Origin of the sequence: Pseudoalteromonas sp. BZK2 (assembly GCF_014349195.1) — a bacterium.
Taxonomy (GTDB): Bacteria; Pseudomonadota; Gammaproteobacteria; order Enterobacterales; family Alteromonadaceae; genus Pseudoalteromonas; species Pseudoalteromonas simplex.
The window spans coordinates 251,914-269,904 of sequence record NZ_JACSOG010000002.1 but is presented as its reverse complement, the minus strand read 5'-3'; the positions used below and the strand labels follow the sequence as shown (position 1 = coordinate 269,904).

15 protein-coding genes are annotated in these 17,991 nt (G+C 40.9%); 10 read left to right on the top strand and 5 right to left on the bottom strand.

Going from position 1 to position 17,991, the window contains the following annotated elements; translation table 11 throughout:
- Nucleotides 1-358: 358 nt before the first annotated feature.
- From BIZ38_RS02315 to BIZ38_RS02300, 4 genes are all read right to left on the bottom strand, one after another.
- On the bottom strand, nucleotides 359-1,252 hold the full coding sequence (locus BIZ38_RS02315; protein ID WP_187489459.1) for a cation diffusion facilitator family transporter: 894 nt from the start codon (nucleotides 1,250-1,252) through the stop codon (nucleotides 359-361).
- A 137-nt stretch (nucleotides 1,253-1,389) separates the two neighbouring features.
- Complete coding sequence (gene cobN / locus BIZ38_RS02310) at nucleotides 1,390-5,292, bottom strand: cobaltochelatase subunit CobN (protein ID WP_187489458.1); 3,903 nt, start codon at nucleotides 5,290-5,292, stop codon at nucleotides 1,390-1,392.
- Complete coding sequence (locus BIZ38_RS02305) at nucleotides 5,289-5,633, bottom strand: DUF2149 domain-containing protein (protein ID WP_187489457.1); 345 nt, start codon at nucleotides 5,631-5,633, stop codon at nucleotides 5,289-5,291. Before BIZ38_RS02305 ends, cobN begins: the two co-directional genes overlap by 4 nt.
- A 1-nt stretch (nucleotide 5,634) precedes the next feature.
- The gene (locus tag BIZ38_RS02300) at nucleotides 5,635-6,162 is read right to left on the bottom strand and encodes a MotA/TolQ/ExbB proton channel family protein (protein WP_054554592.1); all 528 of its coding nucleotides are present in this window, start codon (nucleotides 6,160-6,162) and stop codon (nucleotides 5,635-5,637) included.
- Nucleotides 6,163-6,341: 179 nt separating this feature from the next.
- On the opposite strand from BIZ38_RS02300, the gene BIZ38_RS02295 reads away from it, so the two are divergent.
- A complete protein-coding gene (locus tag BIZ38_RS02295) occupies nucleotides 6,342-8,522 on the top strand; it encodes a TonB-dependent hemoglobin/transferrin/lactoferrin family receptor (protein WP_187489456.1) in 2,181 nt (726 codons plus the stop codon).
- Between the two features lie 49 nt (nucleotides 8,523-8,571).
- Here BIZ38_RS02295 and BIZ38_RS02290 read toward each other — a convergent pair whose 3' ends face one another.
- The gene (locus BIZ38_RS02290) at nucleotides 8,572-9,519 is read right to left on the bottom strand and encodes an AraC family transcriptional regulator (protein ID WP_187489455.1); all 948 of its coding nucleotides are present in this window, start codon (nucleotides 9,517-9,519) and stop codon (nucleotides 8,572-8,574) included.
- 97 nt (nucleotides 9,520-9,616) lie between these two features.
- Here BIZ38_RS02290 and BIZ38_RS02285 point away from each other — a divergent pair, with 97 nt between their 5' ends.
- From BIZ38_RS02285 to BIZ38_RS02245, 9 genes are all read left to right on the top strand, one after another.
- Entirely contained in the window at nucleotides 9,617-9,937 is a 321-nt protein-coding gene (locus BIZ38_RS02285; protein WP_187489454.1) for a DUF962 domain-containing protein, read from the top strand.
- A gap of 9 nt (nucleotides 9,938-9,946) precedes the next feature.
- A complete protein-coding gene (locus BIZ38_RS02280; RefSeq protein ID WP_187489453.1) occupies nucleotides 9,947-10,696 on the top strand; it encodes a class II aldolase/adducin family protein in 750 nt (249 codons plus the stop codon).
- A gap of 9 nt (nucleotides 10,697-10,705) precedes the next feature.
- The gene (locus tag BIZ38_RS02275; protein ID WP_187489452.1) at nucleotides 10,706-11,593 is read left to right on the top strand and encodes a bile acid:sodium symporter family protein; all 888 of its coding nucleotides are present in this window, start codon (nucleotides 10,706-10,708) and stop codon (nucleotides 11,591-11,593) included.
- Nucleotides 11,594-11,815: 222 nt separating this feature from the next.
- Nucleotides 11,816-12,733 (top strand): bifunctional diguanylate cyclase/phosphodiesterase, encoded by a 918-nt coding sequence (locus tag BIZ38_RS02270; protein WP_138599411.1) that lies wholly within the window; start codon nucleotides 11,816-11,818, stop codon nucleotides 12,731-12,733.
- A gap of 19 nt (nucleotides 12,734-12,752) precedes the next feature.
- On the top strand, nucleotides 12,753-13,172 hold the full coding sequence (locus BIZ38_RS02265) for a DUF1801 domain-containing protein (RefSeq protein WP_187489451.1): 420 nt from the start codon (nucleotides 12,753-12,755) through the stop codon (nucleotides 13,170-13,172).
- A gap of 170 nt (nucleotides 13,173-13,342) precedes the next feature.
- Nucleotides 13,343-14,296, top strand: a complete 954-nt coding sequence (locus BIZ38_RS02260) for an SPFH domain-containing protein (protein WP_130052753.1) — start codon at nucleotides 13,343-13,345, stop codon at nucleotides 14,294-14,296.
- Nucleotides 14,297-14,304: 8 nt separating this feature from the next.
- Entirely contained in the window at nucleotides 14,305-14,757 is a 453-nt protein-coding gene (locus BIZ38_RS02255) for an NfeD family protein (protein ID WP_187489450.1), read from the top strand.
- A gap of 103 nt (nucleotides 14,758-14,860) precedes the next feature.
- Nucleotides 14,861-15,697, top strand: coding sequence for a patatin family protein (locus BIZ38_RS02250; RefSeq protein ID WP_166340745.1), 837 nt, complete (start codon nucleotides 14,861-14,863; stop codon nucleotides 15,695-15,697).
- Nucleotides 15,698-15,785: 88 nt separating this feature from the next.
- Nucleotides 15,786-17,984, top strand: coding sequence for a carbohydrate-binding family V/XII (locus BIZ38_RS02245; protein WP_187489449.1), 2,199 nt, complete (start codon nucleotides 15,786-15,788; stop codon nucleotides 17,982-17,984).
- The last annotated feature ends 7 nt before the right edge of the window (nucleotides 17,985-17,991 follow it).

Below are 17,991 nucleotides of genomic sequence, written 5' to 3'. Positions count from 1 at the left end.
AGACAGGACGCGCCTTAGACAGGCAATATAATTGTAAAAATACAAGCTCCAAGGCAAAAACAATGGATGGCCAAGCATGGCCCCAGCGATAGAATATGAAGCCAGTACTAATGATAAAGGTGATAATTGCATAGCGCCAACCGAGTAAAAGCAGGCTTAAAATGACAAAAAATTGCCCTAGCAGAAACTCAGAGCTATCCAAAAAAAATACTGGCAATAAATTAACTAGACCTGCAATGCAACCAAGCAACAGCGCAGCTAAAAAGTTAATATAAAATGGCTTATTTTGAAGCAAAAAAGGCATCCTAACACCCTAGCGATACCTTTAAATTAAAAGAAAATTAAACATTTTGCCACTTTAATTAACATAATGGCATTCATGACTTTCGATTTGTAAAACACTTTTGTTTACTTTAAAGCGTGAAAGCAATAGCTGTTCTACTTTGAGTCGACACGCCTCATCATGCTTTTCCACGGTACAATGCTGCTTTAACACCACATGTGCTCCCACAACAATATCTTTGTCTTGGCGCATTACCGTTACATTATGCACATTTTGAACGTGTTCTATTGATGCAATACTTTGCTCAATAGCTGCTACATCAGGAAGCTTACTACGGTTTTCCAGTAACCCTTTAATACAGCGAATAATCACTTTAACCCCAGTGAACAATACAAAGATCGCTATGAGCATACTCGAAATAATATCGATTTCTGCCCACCCGGTTAAGTAGATTAAAATTCCAGCAAAGAAAGTAGAAACTGTCGAAATTAAGTCAAAGAACGAATGGAGAAATACCGCATATACATTAATACTTGCCTTACGCCCTTTATACAAAACCCATGCAGCTGCGCCATGAAACAAAAATCCAATAGCAGATATAACTGACATCAAATAGCTATTGATTTGTAGTTCATGCCCATCACTGTGATGGAAATAACGTTCTCCACCTTCGTAAAGAATAATTAAGCTAATGCTCAAGTACAAAACACCATTGATCAAGCCACCGGTCAGTTCAGCTCGTTGGTAACCATCGTTAAAGTTTTTTGCAAAGTAAATCGCCATGCTTGAAGCAATAAGTGCAATAAATAAAGAACTGTTATGAACAAACAAATGCCCAGCATCAGCAAGTACAGCAAGCGAATTAGAATAATAGGCACCAATGATCTGAATAACCATAAACGAGCACGTTATGGCTAAAGCAATTAACAAGCGGCGTCTAGAAGCTTGGTGTGTTGTAATATCTGTCATGAAGAAGTGGAAAACCTATTCGCTGGAGATAGAAATGATATAAAGTCGCAATTGTAATACGTGACGCGGCTAAACGCACTAAAAAGTTATGAAAGGCGGCCAAAAACCTAGCCTCGACCGCCTTTTGTAAGGTAATGCTATTGTTTCACTCTTATAAAGGGGCTAATCATTCCAGTAAAGAAAATCCCGCCTAATAGCCACCATAATGTATAGTCAGATTCTGTCTGTTTACCTTGTTCAACCTGTTCGAGTTTTTGGCCACTCACTTGCTGGCTAGCAGAACTTACACTGTTGGCAAGTTCTGGTGCAGCTTGTCCAGGAACTAAAGGTGCAAGACCAAAGCCAGTATTTTGCTCTTTTACGAACTCAGTAAATGTTTCATTGTCTGTAACTACATCATGTTGATTAGCAATTTCAGTGTAGGTTTCAAGCATTTTTTTCAGTGTCTCGGCATCAGCTTGCCAATAACCTTTGCGAACAGCCTCTAACATTCGCTCAATGATTTGTGCTAATGCTTCAGCGTTATGTTGCTCAAAGAATTCGCGCATTTGCATATCGTATTTATCATCAACATACACTGCAAAGAATTCTTGCCATTGATCATCTCTTACCGCGTCGGGGGTCATAACTTCCCAGCCCCACATGTTATTCATACGGTCTAAAATAGCGGTAGCCCCAGCATAACCTGAGTCTTGCATCGCTTTGATCCAACGAGGGTGGAAATAACGACTGCGCATCTCGTTACTGATAAACTGATCTAAAGTTTGAATTTTCTCCTGCCCCTTACGGCGTAAATTAGAGACATACATTTGTGGTGTTTTACCATCAATATTACGAACCGCTAGGCCGATGCCACCAAAGTATTGGAACGGATCATCATTCGTCATGAGTGCATAAAGGTTACTTGAACGAGAAAACACCACCCCATCTGTGCCCGACAACACCTTTTTATATAGTCCTGTTTCTGATAAATTTTCGCTCCAGCGGGCCTCATCTTTACCAAAACCAAAGCCCATTCGATCTAAATACAAATTAGCCAGCTTACTGTCATTTTCCCAGCTATCAGAGTCAAGCGCTCCCCCCGCAAGCCCAGTACCGTATGCACCACTTTCATTAGAGAAAATACGCACAGAAGATAAGTAATCTGCATCTTCTTCACTTTTACCTTCGTCTAATAATGTTTGCTTGAGGGTCATTGAGTGACGATAAACAAAGTTATTGTCTTCTTTCATCTTTGCCACTTTATCTATTGCCTCGGCAATCCATAGCATGACATTAGGAAATGCATCACGATACAAGCCTGTCGCAGAAACCACTACATCAATACGTGGCCTGCCAAGCTCTGAGTATGGGATCACTTCTGTGCCAACAATGTTGCCCTGATTATTCCATTTCGGCTTTATCCCCATTGCATGGAGAATTTGTGCTTCTAACGCACCTTGATGACGCATTGTTTCAAGTGACCAAAGTGAAAAAGCAAGCTTCTGTGGGTAGCGGCCATGTTCTGCTTGATACTGCTGTACAGTTTGTTCAAGCATCTTAACCCCAGCCTGATAAGCTTCTTTTGAAGGTACTTTCGCTGGGTTAAAGCCAATTAAGTTTCGACCTGTTGGTACAGCCGCCGGATTACGGATAGGGTCATTACCGTGGCTTACTGGTATATACTGACCATTCAAACCATTTAGCAAGCCGGTGATTTCTTCACTTTTGTGAAAGTTTTGCCAGTACTCTTTTGCTGTCGCGATATCGCTTTGTAACGACTCAGGAATGGCTAAGTTACTATTTTCACCCAGCACTCGCGCTAGTAACTGAAATCCTTCTAATGCCTCTAACTTTACAACCTTGCGCTCGTCCTCACGTTCAGACTCGCCAATAGCAATACTAATTTCTCGCTCAAATTCTCCTGCTCGTTTAGTGAAATCATCACCAAGCATTTGCAAAATAGTACTGTAAAGATGGGCATTGATTGGTAGCTCACCAAAAATATGAACTCCTAGCGGCTGGCTCATCTGTGCCAGTGTGTTCAAGTGATCTTGTAAGACAGTAATCTTTTCAGCAAATTGAGCAGCTAAAGTAGCTTCATCAAGATCAAGGTCTTTTAACATATTCAATTGCTTAGCAAGCTTAATTATTTCTTGCTGCGTATTTGATTTTGTTTGCCCTTCATCCAACATTAAATAGTTGGTGATCAGTTCGTTTAATTTTGCCACCTCAGTGTATAGCCCTGCTTTTGCAAAGCCTGGGGTTAAGTGACTGATCATGGTGGCACGACCACGACGCTTGGCCTGCATCGCTTCACCGACATTATCAATAATGTACGGATAGAAAACAGGAATATTGCCTATCGCTAAGTTTGGCGCATCATAGACCGATAAGCCACGCTCTTTACCACTTAGCCACTCTTGTGAACCATGAGTACCTAAATGCACCACCGCATCAGCATTAAAAACATCACGTGCGTATAGATAAATAGCTAAATAACTATGATTGATGACCGATTTAGTACTGTGATACTGGGCAGCATGCTGCTTTGCCGTTTCACCACGTACACCTTGAGGAAGTACAATCATGTTACCCAGTTCCATGCGCGGAATGACAAACATCATTTCGCCATTGTGCATACGCAACATAGCACTTTCACTTGGTTGACCATATTTATCAATAATTGGCTGAGTGACATGCTGAGGCAGGCTATCAAACCAAGTTTGATAGATACTTAGCGGTAAATAATCTGCGAGTCCGAGTTTTACCAAAGCCTCAGCATCTTCACCACGATAATAAGGACGAAGCAATTTACCCGCTTGCTCAACTAACGTGGCTGTATCCGTTTGTTTTACTTGGTAACCCTTCTCGAGCATCGCTTTTGCGATGTTAGCAATCGAACTCGGTACATCTAAAAATGCAGCACCAATATTCTTTTCACCCGGCGGGTAGTTCCATATAAAAGTGGCGACTTTTTTATTTGTGTTTTTAATGTGCGCTAAATTGGCATGGTTAAATGCACGCTCAACCAACGCATTAAGTTGCGCTTGCATTGCCACCTTACTGCCCTTTTCATTGGCAGCAATAATAATTGGGTCGGTGCTACCCGTATCTTCTGGCATTACAAGAAAGAACGGAGTGAGTGCTGGTGATACACCCGCATGATCTTCTTTAAAAGCCTGTTCATCGCCTTCGGTATAGTTAAGTGCATGAATAACAGGCACACCAATTTGCATAAACTCTGCGCGGCGTTTCTCAACATAGTGCAATGAGCGATAGTTAATGATTAAATCTACCCGTGAGCCAGTTTCATCACTCAGTAACTCTGGGTAGGTTAATGCTTCGTCATTGCCTTCAAAGAAAAACGCCAATGCTTTCGCACCTTTGTTCTGAAGACCAGTAATTAATGCATCAACTATTTGTTGCTGTTCATAATCAATGACTGAACGATGAATCGCTATCGCTATAACTGGTTGAGTTGGCTTAGCCTCTAACCAATTAAAAAACTGCGTTTCATCAGCACTAACATGGCCGTCAAACTCAGGGTGATATAAACCAACGTTTGGAATGACTTTAACTGGCTCTGCTGGCACATCTGAGAGTTTAAAAATGGCATTTGCAATATAAAGCATCATATTACGGTAATTATCGCGCCCAGCATTATTGTAATAACCGCCAAGGTCAGTATGTTGCTGCTCAGATAAACCGCTATTCATTGCTGAGTTATCCATATCACCGAGTGAGATAACTGGCACATTAGGGTACTCAGTTAAATATGGCTGATACTTAGCAAACATATATTTTGAAAGCGCAGGGTTGATACCATCCAACAAAATCAGCTCGGCATTTTGCCAAGCTTGTTTAATCTCTTCGTCTGTTTTGCCTTTAGTACTAAAATTAGTAAAGGTGAACGGTTGATCTTCAGCAAGGCTTGTTAGCAATGCCCCTTTCGATTTAGCCACATGACCCGACATCATTATAAGTACTTCAGGCTTTTGTGCGGCATGTGAAGTCAGTGCACTGAACAAAAGCAGCGCAAACGTTATTATTCTTATCATTGTGTATTCTCTTGTTTGCTCGTTGCTGAGCCATCACTTTCGGGTACATATACAAAGCTACCGTCAGCCATTTTATAAGCCACACCAGCGCGCATGCCCTCCCCAGAACCAATTTCACCGTTAGATTTATATTGTTTAATTTCTTTGCCTTCTTTAACAATTACTTCCATATTTGGCTCACCGGCATTTTTAACAACAGTCACGTTTTCTGCAGTAAAAGGGCTGAGTGGGTTTTGTGCAATTGCAATAAGAAGTGCAGCAATAATCACCAGAAATACATCAACCAGATTAACGGCACTGACAATTGGGTTTAACTCTTCATCTTCGTCTAAAAAGCGCATGTTATTGCCCTCTTAATTTACGAATATTGATAAGTTCTTGAGCGCACCAACGTTTTTTAACCGAAGCTGGCCAAAACGTTAGGGTCGAAATAACCAAGCCCCAAATAACCGCTGCAAAGGCAATGATTAAATTTTCGCTGATCCCCTGAATGTTGCCATCGGCAAGGGCTTTTAATGCAGGTCCCATTGGGATCATCGTCGCAATTAGTCCAAGCATAGGTGCAATACGGGTAACAACTCTAAGTACTTCTAGTTGTTTTAACGCAAACACTTCAAGCTCATCCTCAGATGCAGTTGGATTCGCTACATAGTAATTATGGACATAAAAGCCTCTGTAATTCGTGGCCGTTTTAGTATCGATATCTCGCTGATAAGCAAGCTGATTTTTTCTTCTGATTAGATATTCAGATACAAACCTCCCTGCTGCGAAAAACGCATAAACAAAGAGCACTGCAATCACTAAAATCACAGGTGCCATTAGAAGAGCTGACACATCAGCCATAAGTTGTTCGATTATTTGGATATTCACATTATTGCCCCAGTAAATTTGACGGGCTCAAATGTACGTGAAAACACACACCATTACAATAATGCAAATAGGAACAATTTGCATTTATATTGATCTTTGTAAAAATAAGCGTATTATTCTGGCAAAAATTAAACAGTTCTCTGTACATAAATAATATAAATCTCCTAAGGAAACCAATAATGCGCCTAGCTAAAACACATTCTTTACGCATTTTAATCGCTGCGACTCTTGCAGCTTCTGCAACACCTACCATTGCTGATGAATCAATCAAAGCTGACGATTTAGAAGTAATTGTTGTTAGTGGCTCGCGTACTGAAAAACCATTAAAAGATGTTGCTGCGAGTATTTCTGTAATCACAAGTGACGATATTGAAAAACAAGTTGTCACTGATATGAGTCAATTATTCTTATATGACCCAAGTATTCAGGTAACTGGCCGTGTTGGCGGTGCACAAAACATTCAAGTACGAGGTATGGGTTCTGATCGTATTCTGATGATTAAAGACGGCATGCGAATGAACGAAGGCTACGGTGCAAACGGCTTGAACGATATAGTGGGTCGTGGCTTTATTGATACCGATACTTTAAAGCAGGTAGAAGTAGCAAAGGGTGCTGCATCTTCGCTTTATGGCTCAGATGCACTGGGCGGAATCGTGGTGTTTACAACTAAAGATGCAAGCGACTATTTACAAGACGGTGAGCAGTTTGGCGGCCGTGTGAAATTAGGTTACAGCGACTTAGATGATCAAACCAGTTTAGGTGCAACACTGTATGCCCAACATGGTAACTTTGATCACCTATTGAGTGTAACAGCGCGTGATGGCGAGGAAGAGCAGAATAAACACGACAGCAATGCGCCATTCGAAATTGATTCACAAAGCCTTCTTTACAAACTTAAATACAACATAAACGATAAAGATTACATTAACTTCTCTGCTGATCTGTGGCGCCAAGATGTCAACGGCGACAGTGCTGATGGTCTTCTTACCTATTTCCGTGGCTTAGCGCAATATGGCTACAATATTGCCACCGAAAACACGCAAACAGAAAAAGATAGCGACTCATATCGTTTTAGTTACAACAATAACTCAGGCAATCGTTTATGGGATAGCGCTCAGTTTAACCTTTACTACACTAATAACCGCCAAGATGACCAAGAGTATGCGTTATTAGACATCAATGCGCCAATGTTTGGTACTGTAGAAATGCGTGACATGTGGAAAACAGGCACTTACGAGCAAACAACCTACGGCCTGATCTCCCATGCAAGTAAAAGCTTAAACAAACAACATACTCTTGGTTATGGCGTTGATGTTGAAACAACCGAAAGCTTACGTACTGTGCATGAATATCGTGAAGTTGAAGGCGAAACAACCAAAGACGATACCACCAATAAGTTCCCTGAAAATGATACTCTTCGTGCTGGTTTATTCATCAATGACGAAATCTCATTACTTAACGACAAGCTGGTTGTAACGCCAGGTGTTCGTTTTGATTATTACAGTATGGATCCAAACGGCGCTTTAAAAACAGATGGTGAAGAATACGCTAAAATTGATGAAAGCAACGTCTCATTTAATTTAGGTGGCTTATATTATATCAATGATATGTTGAGCGCTTATGCGCAATACGGGCAAGGTTTTAAAGTACCTGCTTATGACCTAGCTTACATTGAGCACTATAACCAACCTACCGCTGAATACATTTATGAAGTATTACCTGCAGATGATTTAGATCCAGAGAAAAGCGATACTTTCGAGCTTGGTTTACGTGGCCACATAGGCGATTTTACGGTTACAGCAGCGGTATTCCACAATAAGTTTGATGACTTTTTAGCAACCGAATTAATAGATCGTGAAACCGTATTTAATGACGATGGCTCATTTGGATATATTCACGATAAATATCAGTATCAGAACATTGACTCAGTAACCATCAAAGGTGCAGAGTTTTCTACAACTTACTATGCAACAGATGCTATTTCTGTGTTTTTAAATGCCAGTTATCAAGACGGTAAAAATGACGAAACCGATGAATACATCAGCTCAATCAACCCTCTATCAGGTAACTTGGGTGTGAGCTTCCAAGGTGACACATTTGGTAGTGATTTAATCGTTAACTTTGCTAAAAAAATGACCAAAGTGAACGAAGGCAATTACGAAACACCGGGCTATGGTACGGTTGATTGGTTAGCACGAGCAAGCTTTGGTCAAGCTAATCTAAACTTAGCTATTCGTAACTTGTTCGACAAAACTTATTATCAGCATGGCAGTCTTGCCAATCATTCAGCTTCAGATAGTTTAGAAGGGCTCGAAAGTTCTGGTCGTAGTATTTCTGCAAGCATTAGTTATAGCTTCTAATTAGTTTTAAAAACCATGTCGAGTGCAACAATGCACTCGACTTATGGCATTAACTTTTTTGCCTGTACACTTTAGGCGACATGCCATACCAGCGATGAAATGCATGATGAAATGCGCTAATTTCAGAGTAGCCACATAAAAAGGCTATTTCTGTGACTGAGAGATCTGTTTCGTTTAACAATGACACACTTTTTTGCTGTCTTAAACTTGCCAATTCTTTACTAAAATTTGTGCCCTCTTTTGCAAGACGGCGCTGCAGTGTTTTTTCACTCATATTAAGTGCTTTTGCCATTGCTTTACTGGTAATTTGGCCTTGAATTAAATGCTCTTCAAGTAAAATTCTCAGTACCTGCGTCACATTCGTTTGTGTCACCAGTTTCATCTGGCTTGATAACACAGGTTCACTATCGGTATTTTCGCTAAAAAATAGGCTATGGGTCGTAGCGCCGTATTCAATTTTGCAATTAAAGTGCGCATTAATCTCACTGTGAGGCTCTTTACGCTGCAAGCAAATGCGCGTTGGGTGCCAATCTTTTCCCTTTACAGTGCGCGCTATTTTTACACAAAACGCCATGGGCGCTTCGTAGCTTAGCAGTGACATATCCCGCTCACCATCACTAAAGTTAAAACGAAGTTCATACTCACTACCGTGATCGATCAAAGACACATTATGTGTATCGCCCATCAATTTTTGATAACGCAATATCAGCCGAAAAGCACTCAATAACTGTGTTGACTGAATAATCGCCATGCCTACCACCGGAATAGCGCGTACATTCATGTTACTGCCAACATAAAGACCTAAATGCGTGTTTGGTAACATGGCTTGCGCCTGCTTCCACAGCATACTGACACTGGCTTGTGGATAACGGGCTGTTTGGCTACTTAACTCTGCTAAAGGAATATTTGCCGCTGCAAACAACTCATTAATTGGTAAGCCCTGCCACTTAAACGACTCAGCCATAGCACGAAGCCACCAGCTTGATAAGGTTCTCATGCGTGTCCCAAATAAACAATTTAATGACCTATACTATCAAGTAAATAAAAGAATAAAAGCCTATTGTTAACCTGTAATTAACAACGGAGACAACAATATGGGCACTGTAGCAAGTAAACGCGAGTTCGCGAACTTTAAAGAGTTTTACCCCTATTACTTACAAGAACACAAAAATAAAGTCTGTCGACGCTTACATTTCATTGGCAGTTGGATTGTTTTAGCTATTTTGTTTGCCGCTATTTATCAGCAGCAATATAGCTGGTTAATTTTATGCCCTGTTGTGGGCTATGGCTTTGCTTGGGTTGGTCATTTCTTTTTTGAAAAAAATCGCCCCGCTACTTTTACACACCCTTTTTATAGCTTTATTGGTGATTGGGTGATGTTTAAAGACATTATTGTTCGCAAAGTACCATTTTAGGAAAACACCATGACCATAAAACACACAGTATCAGAGCAAGAATGGCAAGCCCGTGTTGAGCTTGCAGCCGCGTATCGCCTAGTTGCTTTATATGGCTGGGATGATTTAATTTTTACCCATATTTCAATGCGCGTTCCCGGCACAGACAACGAATTTTTGATAAACCCATATGGCATGATGTTTCACGAAATTACGGCATCAAGTCTTATCAAAGTAGATCAACAATGTAATAAGCTGCATGACAGCGAATACCCAGTTAATCCTGCGGGGTTTAATATTCATAGCTGTATTCATATGGCGCGTGATGATGCCCATTGCGTTATTCACACCCACTCACTCAATGGCACGGCTGTGTCTGCCAACAAAGACGGCTTATTGCCTATCTCTCAACAAGCTGTTGTTGTGCACTCGGGTCTGGGTTATCACGACTACGAAGGCATTGCTCTTAATCCTGCAGAGCAAGACCGTTTAGTGAATGACCTCGGCACGAACAACTTTCTAATGCTGCGCAATCATGGCCTATTAACTGTGGGTAAAACGGTCGCTGATGCATTTTTGTTTATGTATGTTTTTGAAGCGGCATGCGCTGTACAAACTCGTACTTCACAAAATACCGAGCACCTCGTACAAGTACCTAGCGCGATTATTGAGGGTATCAAAGGGCAAACTGAAGTTGCTACAAAGGGATTGGGTGGCGCAATTGCTTGGCCTGCCCTGCTGCGCTTACTCGACAATAAAAGCCCGGGTTACGATCAATAAGGATACACCATGCAAATTGATATCATGACTAAAATAGTGCTGCCTTTAGCACTATTTATCATCATGTTTGGCATGGGGTTAGGGCTTAAAAAGCAAGACTTTGGGGCGTTATTTATTAGCCCCAAAGCACTTTCAATAGGCTTAAGCTGCCAACTACTGTTATTGCCAAGCGTTGCGTTTTTAATAGCAATGAGTTTTACCCTAACCCCTGAGCTCGCTATAGGCCTGATCTTAGTGGCTTGCTGCCCGGGTGGTGTGACTTCAAATCTCTATACCTATTTATTCAAAGGGGATGTTGCGCTATCAATAAGTCTAACAACGCTAGCTACATTTATCTCACCGTTTACCTTGCCACTAATTATGCATTTTGCCATGCAAACATTGAGTGTGCCGGGTCACGAATTCGCTTTGCCAGTGATTAAAACCATAGTGCAAATGCTAATGGTAACGGTACTTCCTGTTTGCTTAGGAATGGTATTTAATCACTTTAAACCCCATTTGAGCTTGAAAATAGAACCCTTTATTCGTCGTTTTTCGAGTGTATTCTTAATTGTGATAGTGCTCAGCATTATTCATAAAAATGCTGACCAAATGCTGAGCTTTTTTGCGACTAGTGGCATTGCAACGCTGACATTAAACCTCAGCACGCTGTTACTAGGGCTGTTTTTTGCAAAAATATCGGGCTTAGATCACAAGCAACAAATGAGCATTGCGGTTGAAGTTGGGCTACAAAATGGCACCCTTGCCATTTTAATTGCAAGTACCTTAATCAATAATGCCGCCATGGCAATTCCAGGTGCAACCTATAGCTTATCAATGTTTGTAACAGGTTATATTTTTTGTCGCTTATTTAGCGCGCATCATACAAAACACCTTGCCATTCTCAACAAAGCTTAAAAGCCAAAAGTGATGACTAAAAACAAGGATGTTTTTAGCATGAAGAGCACATCACTCAAAAGTAATAACAAAGTTCATCAACCATCTTAACTAATAACTTTCTATTTATTTTTCAAAACTATACCTAAATTATTAGTTGTGAGATTAACACTGTGGTCAGTCTTGTTTAATAGCATTTTTTCATTCACTATCAATTTATGGCTTGTCATATAAGGACATATTGTGGCCGAACTTACTAACACTAAACTGCCTGTCCATATTGCTGAATTAAAGTTTGCACTTGATAACGTACCTGCATACGTTTATATAAAAAACGAACTATCCCATTATGTATATGCTAATAAACTTACACTCAGTCTACTGGCGTGCACAGAACAGGAACTTCAATTCAAAAGCGATAAAGATTTCTTTGCGCTTAATGATGTTAAGAAACTAGCTAAAATCGATTCGCGTGTGATCAAAGGAGAGCGCACCCGAGAAGAAGTGGAGTTAAATTTCCCTGATGGAAACAAATATATTTTTTGGGAAGTAAAAACTCCAATTTTTTGTGACACAGAGCCAAATAAGGTTATTGGGATTTTAGGTATTTCGACAGATATTACTGAACGAAAACAACTTGAAAAACAGCTCCTCTATGATGCATCTACAGATCCTTTAACAAAACTCTTAAACCGCCGATATTTTTATTCTCGCCTATCACTTGCGTTACAAGTTAGTAAACAAGACCTAAACTATGGTGCTGTCATCTTTATCGATCTTAACAAGTTTAAAGAGTTAAACGACCAATATGGTCATCTCATTGGAGATGCATACCTTATAGAAGTTGCTAACAGGATGAAAGCAGTCGTTCGCGACAAAGACTGTTTAGCGCGCATCGGCGGGGATGAATTCGTAATCATGCTTGAAAGGCTTGGCCGTGATGAACAAGCCGCCAAAAAAAACGCTCATCGTGTTGCCGATAAACTACAATCAGCAATTGAAACCCAATTTATATACCAAAATGTCAATTACTTCGGCTCTGCGAGTGTTGGGGTTACTATGTTTTTTGGAACTCAAAAATCGGCCAATGAAATTGTCGCACAAGCTGACCAAAAAATGTACCTTATAAAACGAACTTTGCCTCACCATGCTAATTGTTAGTTTTTAGGACAAAAATTTAATGAGCGAATTAAAAACACAACCCAATGATGCCAATGTAGATACATTTATTAGCCGTATTGAACACCCAACCAGAAAGGCAGATGCAAAGGTGTTACTGGAACTATTTTGTAAAGTAACCAAACAAACTCCCGTCATGTGGGGCGACTCAATCATTGGTTTTGGTAACTACAGTTATCGCAACTCAAAAGGGGAATACAACTGGTTGATGACTGGCATTTCGCCGCGAAAAAGCAATTTAACCCTATATGTAATGCAAGGGTTTAGCACTTACAGCGATGAACTTTTAACGCTAGGCAAAACAAAACACGCTAAATCATGCCTTTACATTAATAAACTCAGCGATATTGACCTAAATGCTCTTGAGCAATTCTTAATTAAAGTTGTGGCAGATATGCGAGCAAAGTACCAATGTAGTTAATGACTATAAACTGCATAAAATTAACCTATCTGATGTATAGCTTTCTGAATGTAGTGACATATGCTGTTACTATTACTCGCTAATTTAGCCTTATAAATCATTGGCGCAGGTTGCTTTGTGGTGGTAATCTGAGCAGTGAAAAATAATATTAATTGTATTAAGGAAAGTACATGGATCCCATTTCTAGCATTTTAGACCTGTTGTTAAATGTAGAAGTCTTTCTTCTAATTTTTGTTTTAGTGCTACTAAAAAGCAGCGTTAAATTTGTGCCGCAAAATCGTGCTTGGTTAATCGAACGTTTTGGTAAATACCATTCAACTAAAGAAGCCGGCTTAAACTTTATTGTGCCATTTATTGACCGTATAGCCGCTGATCGCAGTTTAAAAGAACAAGCGCAAGATGTACCTTCGCAGTCTGCGATCACGAAAGATAATATCTCGCTCATCGTCGATGGTGTGCTGTATTTCCGTGTGCTTGACCCGTATAAAGCTACGTATGGTGTTGATGACTATGTGTTTGCGGTTACTCAACTATCACAAACAACAATGCGCTCTGAGCTTGGCAAAATGGAGCTAGATAAAACCTTTGAAGAGCGCGACATGTTAAACACCAACATAGTTACCGCGATTAACCAAGCTTCTGAGCCTTGGGGTATTCAGGTTTTACGTTACGAGATTAAAGATATTGTGCCACCTAACTCTGTCATGGAAGCGATGGAAGCACAAATGAAAGCAGAACGTGTAAAACGTGCACAAATTTTAGAATCAGAAGGTGATCGTCAGTCTGCTATCAATGTGGCAGAAGGTAAAAAGCAAGCCCAAGTCCTTGCAGCAGAAGCTGAAAAAGCCGAGCAAATTTTACGCGCTGAAGGTGAAGCAAAAGCGATTATCGCCGTTGCTGAAGCACAAGCAGATGCACTACGTAAAGTAGGTGAAGCCGCCGATACAGAGCAAGGCCAAAAAGCAATTCAACTTGACCTTGCTACTAAAGCTATTGCTGCTAAAGAGGCCATTGCCCGTGAGTCATCTGTAGTATTACTGCCAGAGAGTGGCACAGATGCAAGCTCGCTTGTAGCTCAAGGCATGTCTATTATTAACTCTTTGAATAAAAAGCAACAAAGTTAGGTGAGCTAATGGCATTTTTAGATACCCATTTAGCCGAAGCACTGATGATTATAGGTGTTATCTCGCTCATTGTTGAAGTTGCTGTACTAGGTATGAGTACTTATGTATTACTGTTTTTAGGCTTATCTTTATTTGCCAGTGGCTTACTAATGAATATAGGCCTACTTGATACAAGTTACACCACCGCGCTTTGGAGCAATATTGTATTTACTCTTGGTTTTGCACTCGTGCTTTGGAAACCACTCAAACGCATGCAAGATAAAACCGATACAACACCAATACATAGCGATTTTGCTGAACTTACCTTTGTCGTTAACGCTGATGTTGATGATAAAGGTTTAACCACGCATCAGTATTCGGGGATTACATGGCAATTAAAAAGTCACTTTCCCATTGCGGCGGGTAGCACAGTAAAAGTCACCGATAAACAAGTCGGTGTACTTTGGGTAGAGGCGATATAACTCAGCTAGCGTCAAACTTCACTTAGAGTCAAAACTCTATTTCGTTTTGTAACCGTGTTTGTTATGGTTAGAAGCATTCACGGTTACAAGCAAGGTTGCGAAAATGAACAATAACAGGGCTCTCGTTGTAGAAGGTGGCGCAATGCGTGGTATTTTTGCCACTGGCGTACTGGATTCTTTTATTCAAGCTAATTACCAACCTTTTACTCAATGCTATGGTGTTTCTGCCGGAGCCACTAACATTGCCGCTTATTTGTGCGCACAATACAAACGTAACCATGCGGTGATCACCGATTACTCTTGCAGACCTGAGTTCATCGACTTTGTTCGATTTATTAGAGGTGGCCACCTATTTGATTTAGACTGGCTGTGGCAAGAAACCATGCGTGATATTCGCCTTGATCTCGACACTTTCGAAAAACAAGCCAGTGAGTTTTATATTGTCACAACCAATATAAAAACTGGTCAGGCTGAGTATTTAAAAGCAAGTACAACACTTCTTGAAGAGCAATTAAAAGCCTCATGCGCACTACCCATTGCTTATCGAGAATTTCCCGTTATCGATAATTTACAACTCACTGATGGCGGCGTGGCAGATTCGATTCCAATTCGTAAAGCATACGAAATGGGCAATAAAGAAATCACCGTGATTTTATCTCAGCCTCTTGGCTATAAGAAAAAGCCTTCAAAAGCGCCGTGGTTTGTTAAACGTCTTTATAAGAACACCCCGGCATTAGCAGAAGCCACCTTAAGACGTGCAGAAAATTACAATCAAAGTATTGATTTTATTGCCAACCCACCAAGCGATTGTAAAATTAATATTATTGCACCACCACCCGACTTTGCTGTTGGTCGAACAACGAAATCATTTGAAAAACTCAGTGCAGGCTATGAAATGGGCTTAAATGCGGGCTCGCAATTTTTAACTCAAGGCGCCTAAGCTAACACTTTAAAAATAGGCGCTGTTTTCAAGCGTTTTCGGTGCCATTGGCTATACTTTAAAGAGTTACGTTAGCCAAGGATTGACCATGAAACTCTTCCTACCTTTTATCACTGCCTTCAGGGTATTAATACTCTCTTCTTTATGTTTATGTTCATTTTTTAGCAAAGCTATTGAGTGGCCTCAACAAGTAAAAAAAAACCAAGGCACACTCATTGTTTACCAGCCACAACCCGAGAAACTAAACGGTAATACTTTAACAGCCCGTGCAGCAATGTCTTTTTCGCTTTCAGGCAATGATGCTGTGTTCGGCGTGTTTTGGTTTAGAGCTAAATTAGATACTGACCGCGAAAACGATACCGTCACCGTTCGCAATATGACAGTCACCGATGTACGCTGGCCTGAATCAAAAGATGCTGGAGAACAAAAATTTACTGCTGTCGTTAATGAAGCAATAAAAGCCAGCCAATTCGAAACCTCGCTTTCGCAACTCACCGCCAGCCTTGAAAGTGCAGAAGCAGCAGAGCAGAGTTTAACGCAATTAAAAACCGACCCTCCAACGATTATATTCAAAGAGCAACTGTCGGTACTGCTGAGTTTTGATGGTGAACCTAAGTTTAGTAAAGTTGAAAACAGCCAATATGAGCGTGCTTTAAACACCGCCATGACAGTGATTAAAGATAGCAAAAGTAAACTTTGTTATCTCACCGATGGGCAATTTTGGTATCAGGCAAAACAAGCCAAAGGACCTTATGAATTCACTCAAACGCCACCTACCGAACTTGTAAAAATGCTCCCTAAAGATACTGAAAGTTCAGGTCTTAGTGCGCCACCAGCCATTGTTGTAGCCACTAAACCCACCGAACTTATTGCAACTGATGGCGCAGCTAAATGGAAAAGCTTAACCGGTGGCGAGCTCATGTATGTGTTTAACACTGAAACCCCTTGGCTACGTGAAATGCAAACGAATAACATGTATGTCTTGTTATCTGGGCGTTGGTATCGCGCAAAACAACAAACAGGCCCGTGGACATTTATACGCGGCGACGAACTACCCGAAAGCTTTGCCAATATTCCACCTGAATCAGATTTAGCTGGTCTAAGAGTTTCAGTTGCCGGCACAGAAGAAGCTGACGAAGCTGTACTAGATGCAAAAGTGCCGCAAACAGCGGCTATCAGCCGTAAAGATACCAGTTTAACTGTGTACTATGATGGCAAACCTAAGTTTGAACGTATCCCGGGCACCCAAGTTTCTTATGCTATTAATACCGATGCACAAGTGCTGCAAATTAAAGGCAAATATTATGCAGTCGATAATGCGGTGTGGTTTAAAGCAAACTCCGCCCAAGGACCATGGCTTGTTGCTGATAGCATTCCCAAAGACGATATTGCAAAAATTCCTCCAAGCTCACCCGTTTACAACGTCACTTACGTCGAGATATACGAGTCAACTCCTGAGGTGGTGTATGTTGGTTATTACCCAGGTTACATGTGGTCATACCCTTATTATGGTGTGCCAGTTTATGGAACGGGTTGGTATTACCCGCCATACTGGGGCGGTGGCTACTACTACCCTCGCCCACCGACTTGGGGTTTTAATATTGGCTATAACAACTGGACAGGTTGGTCGTTTGGCTTGAGCTGGAGCAATGGCTTTTTGAATCTAGGTATGAATTGGCATGTCGGCTGGCCAACAAATTACCGACCTTATCATTGCTGTAATGGCTGGTATGGCGGTGGTTACCGCGGCCCTATTATTATTAATAATGGCAACATCAATATTGGTAACAAGATTAATGTCGGCCATAAACCTGGTCATCTTAATAAACAGCCAAGACATAACATTTATAAACGCGATAAAAGTAAATCTCGTTTAGCTTCAAAGCAGCAAGTGAAACGCGATTTAAAAACTGCCATCAGCCAACGCGATAAGGCAAACAACGTGTTTGCAGATAAAAATGGAAACGTGCTCAAGCATGATGCCGATAAATGGCAACAGCGTGTTGAGGGAAAATGGCAAACATTACCTTCTGATAAACAGCAACAAATCAAAGATCGGGCACAAAACATTGACCGCCAGCAAGTGCAAAATAAATTGCAAAGCATAGATAAAAGTAAAGCGAAACAAGCATTACAGCAGCGTCAGCATATGCAAAACAGGCAGCAAAATCGTATGCAGCAATTAAATCGCGCGAACAGAGCACGTCAGCAAGGTATGCAGCGTCAACAAATGCGCCGCAATACACAAAGACAGATACCAAGGCAAATACCCAATCGCGGCCATTAATGTAAAA

Bases quoted from the DNA above. Each gene is read 5' to 3' on its own strand.
- BIZ38_RS02315 (WP_187489459.1), bottom strand. From the start codon at position 1,252: ATGACAGATATTACAACACACCAAGCTTCTAGACGCCGCTTGTTAATT.
- cobN (WP_187489458.1), bottom strand. From the start codon at position 5,292: ATGATAAGAATAATAACGTTTGCGCTGCTTTTGTTCAGTGCACTGACT.
- BIZ38_RS02305 (WP_187489457.1), bottom strand. From the start codon at position 5,633: ATGCGCTTTTTAGACGAAGATGAAGAGTTAAACCCAATTGTCAGTGCC.
- BIZ38_RS02295 (WP_187489456.1), top strand. From the start codon at position 6,342: ATGCGCCTAGCTAAAACACATTCTTTACGCATTTTAATCGCTGCGACT.
- BIZ38_RS02290 (WP_187489455.1), bottom strand. From the start codon at position 9,519: ATGAGAACCTTATCAAGCTGGTGGCTTCGTGCTATGGCTGAGTCGTTT.
- BIZ38_RS02285 (WP_187489454.1), top strand. From the start codon at position 9,617: ATGGGCACTGTAGCAAGTAAACGCGAGTTCGCGAACTTTAAAGAGTTT.
- BIZ38_RS02280 (WP_187489453.1), top strand. From the start codon at position 9,947: ATGACCATAAAACACACAGTATCAGAGCAAGAATGGCAAGCCCGTGTT.
- BIZ38_RS02275 (WP_187489452.1), top strand. From the start codon at position 10,706: ATGCAAATTGATATCATGACTAAAATAGTGCTGCCTTTAGCACTATTT.
- BIZ38_RS02265 (WP_187489451.1), top strand. From the start codon at position 12,753: ATGAGCGAATTAAAAACACAACCCAATGATGCCAATGTAGATACATTT.
- BIZ38_RS02260 (WP_130052753.1), top strand. From the start codon at position 13,343: ATGGATCCCATTTCTAGCATTTTAGACCTGTTGTTAAATGTAGAAGTC.
- BIZ38_RS02255 (WP_187489450.1), top strand. From the start codon at position 14,305: ATGGCATTTTTAGATACCCATTTAGCCGAAGCACTGATGATTATAGGT.
- BIZ38_RS02250 (WP_166340745.1), top strand. From the start codon at position 14,861: ATGAACAATAACAGGGCTCTCGTTGTAGAAGGTGGCGCAATGCGTGGT.
- BIZ38_RS02245 (WP_187489449.1), top strand. From the start codon at position 15,786: ATGAAACTCTTCCTACCTTTTATCACTGCCTTCAGGGTATTAATACTC.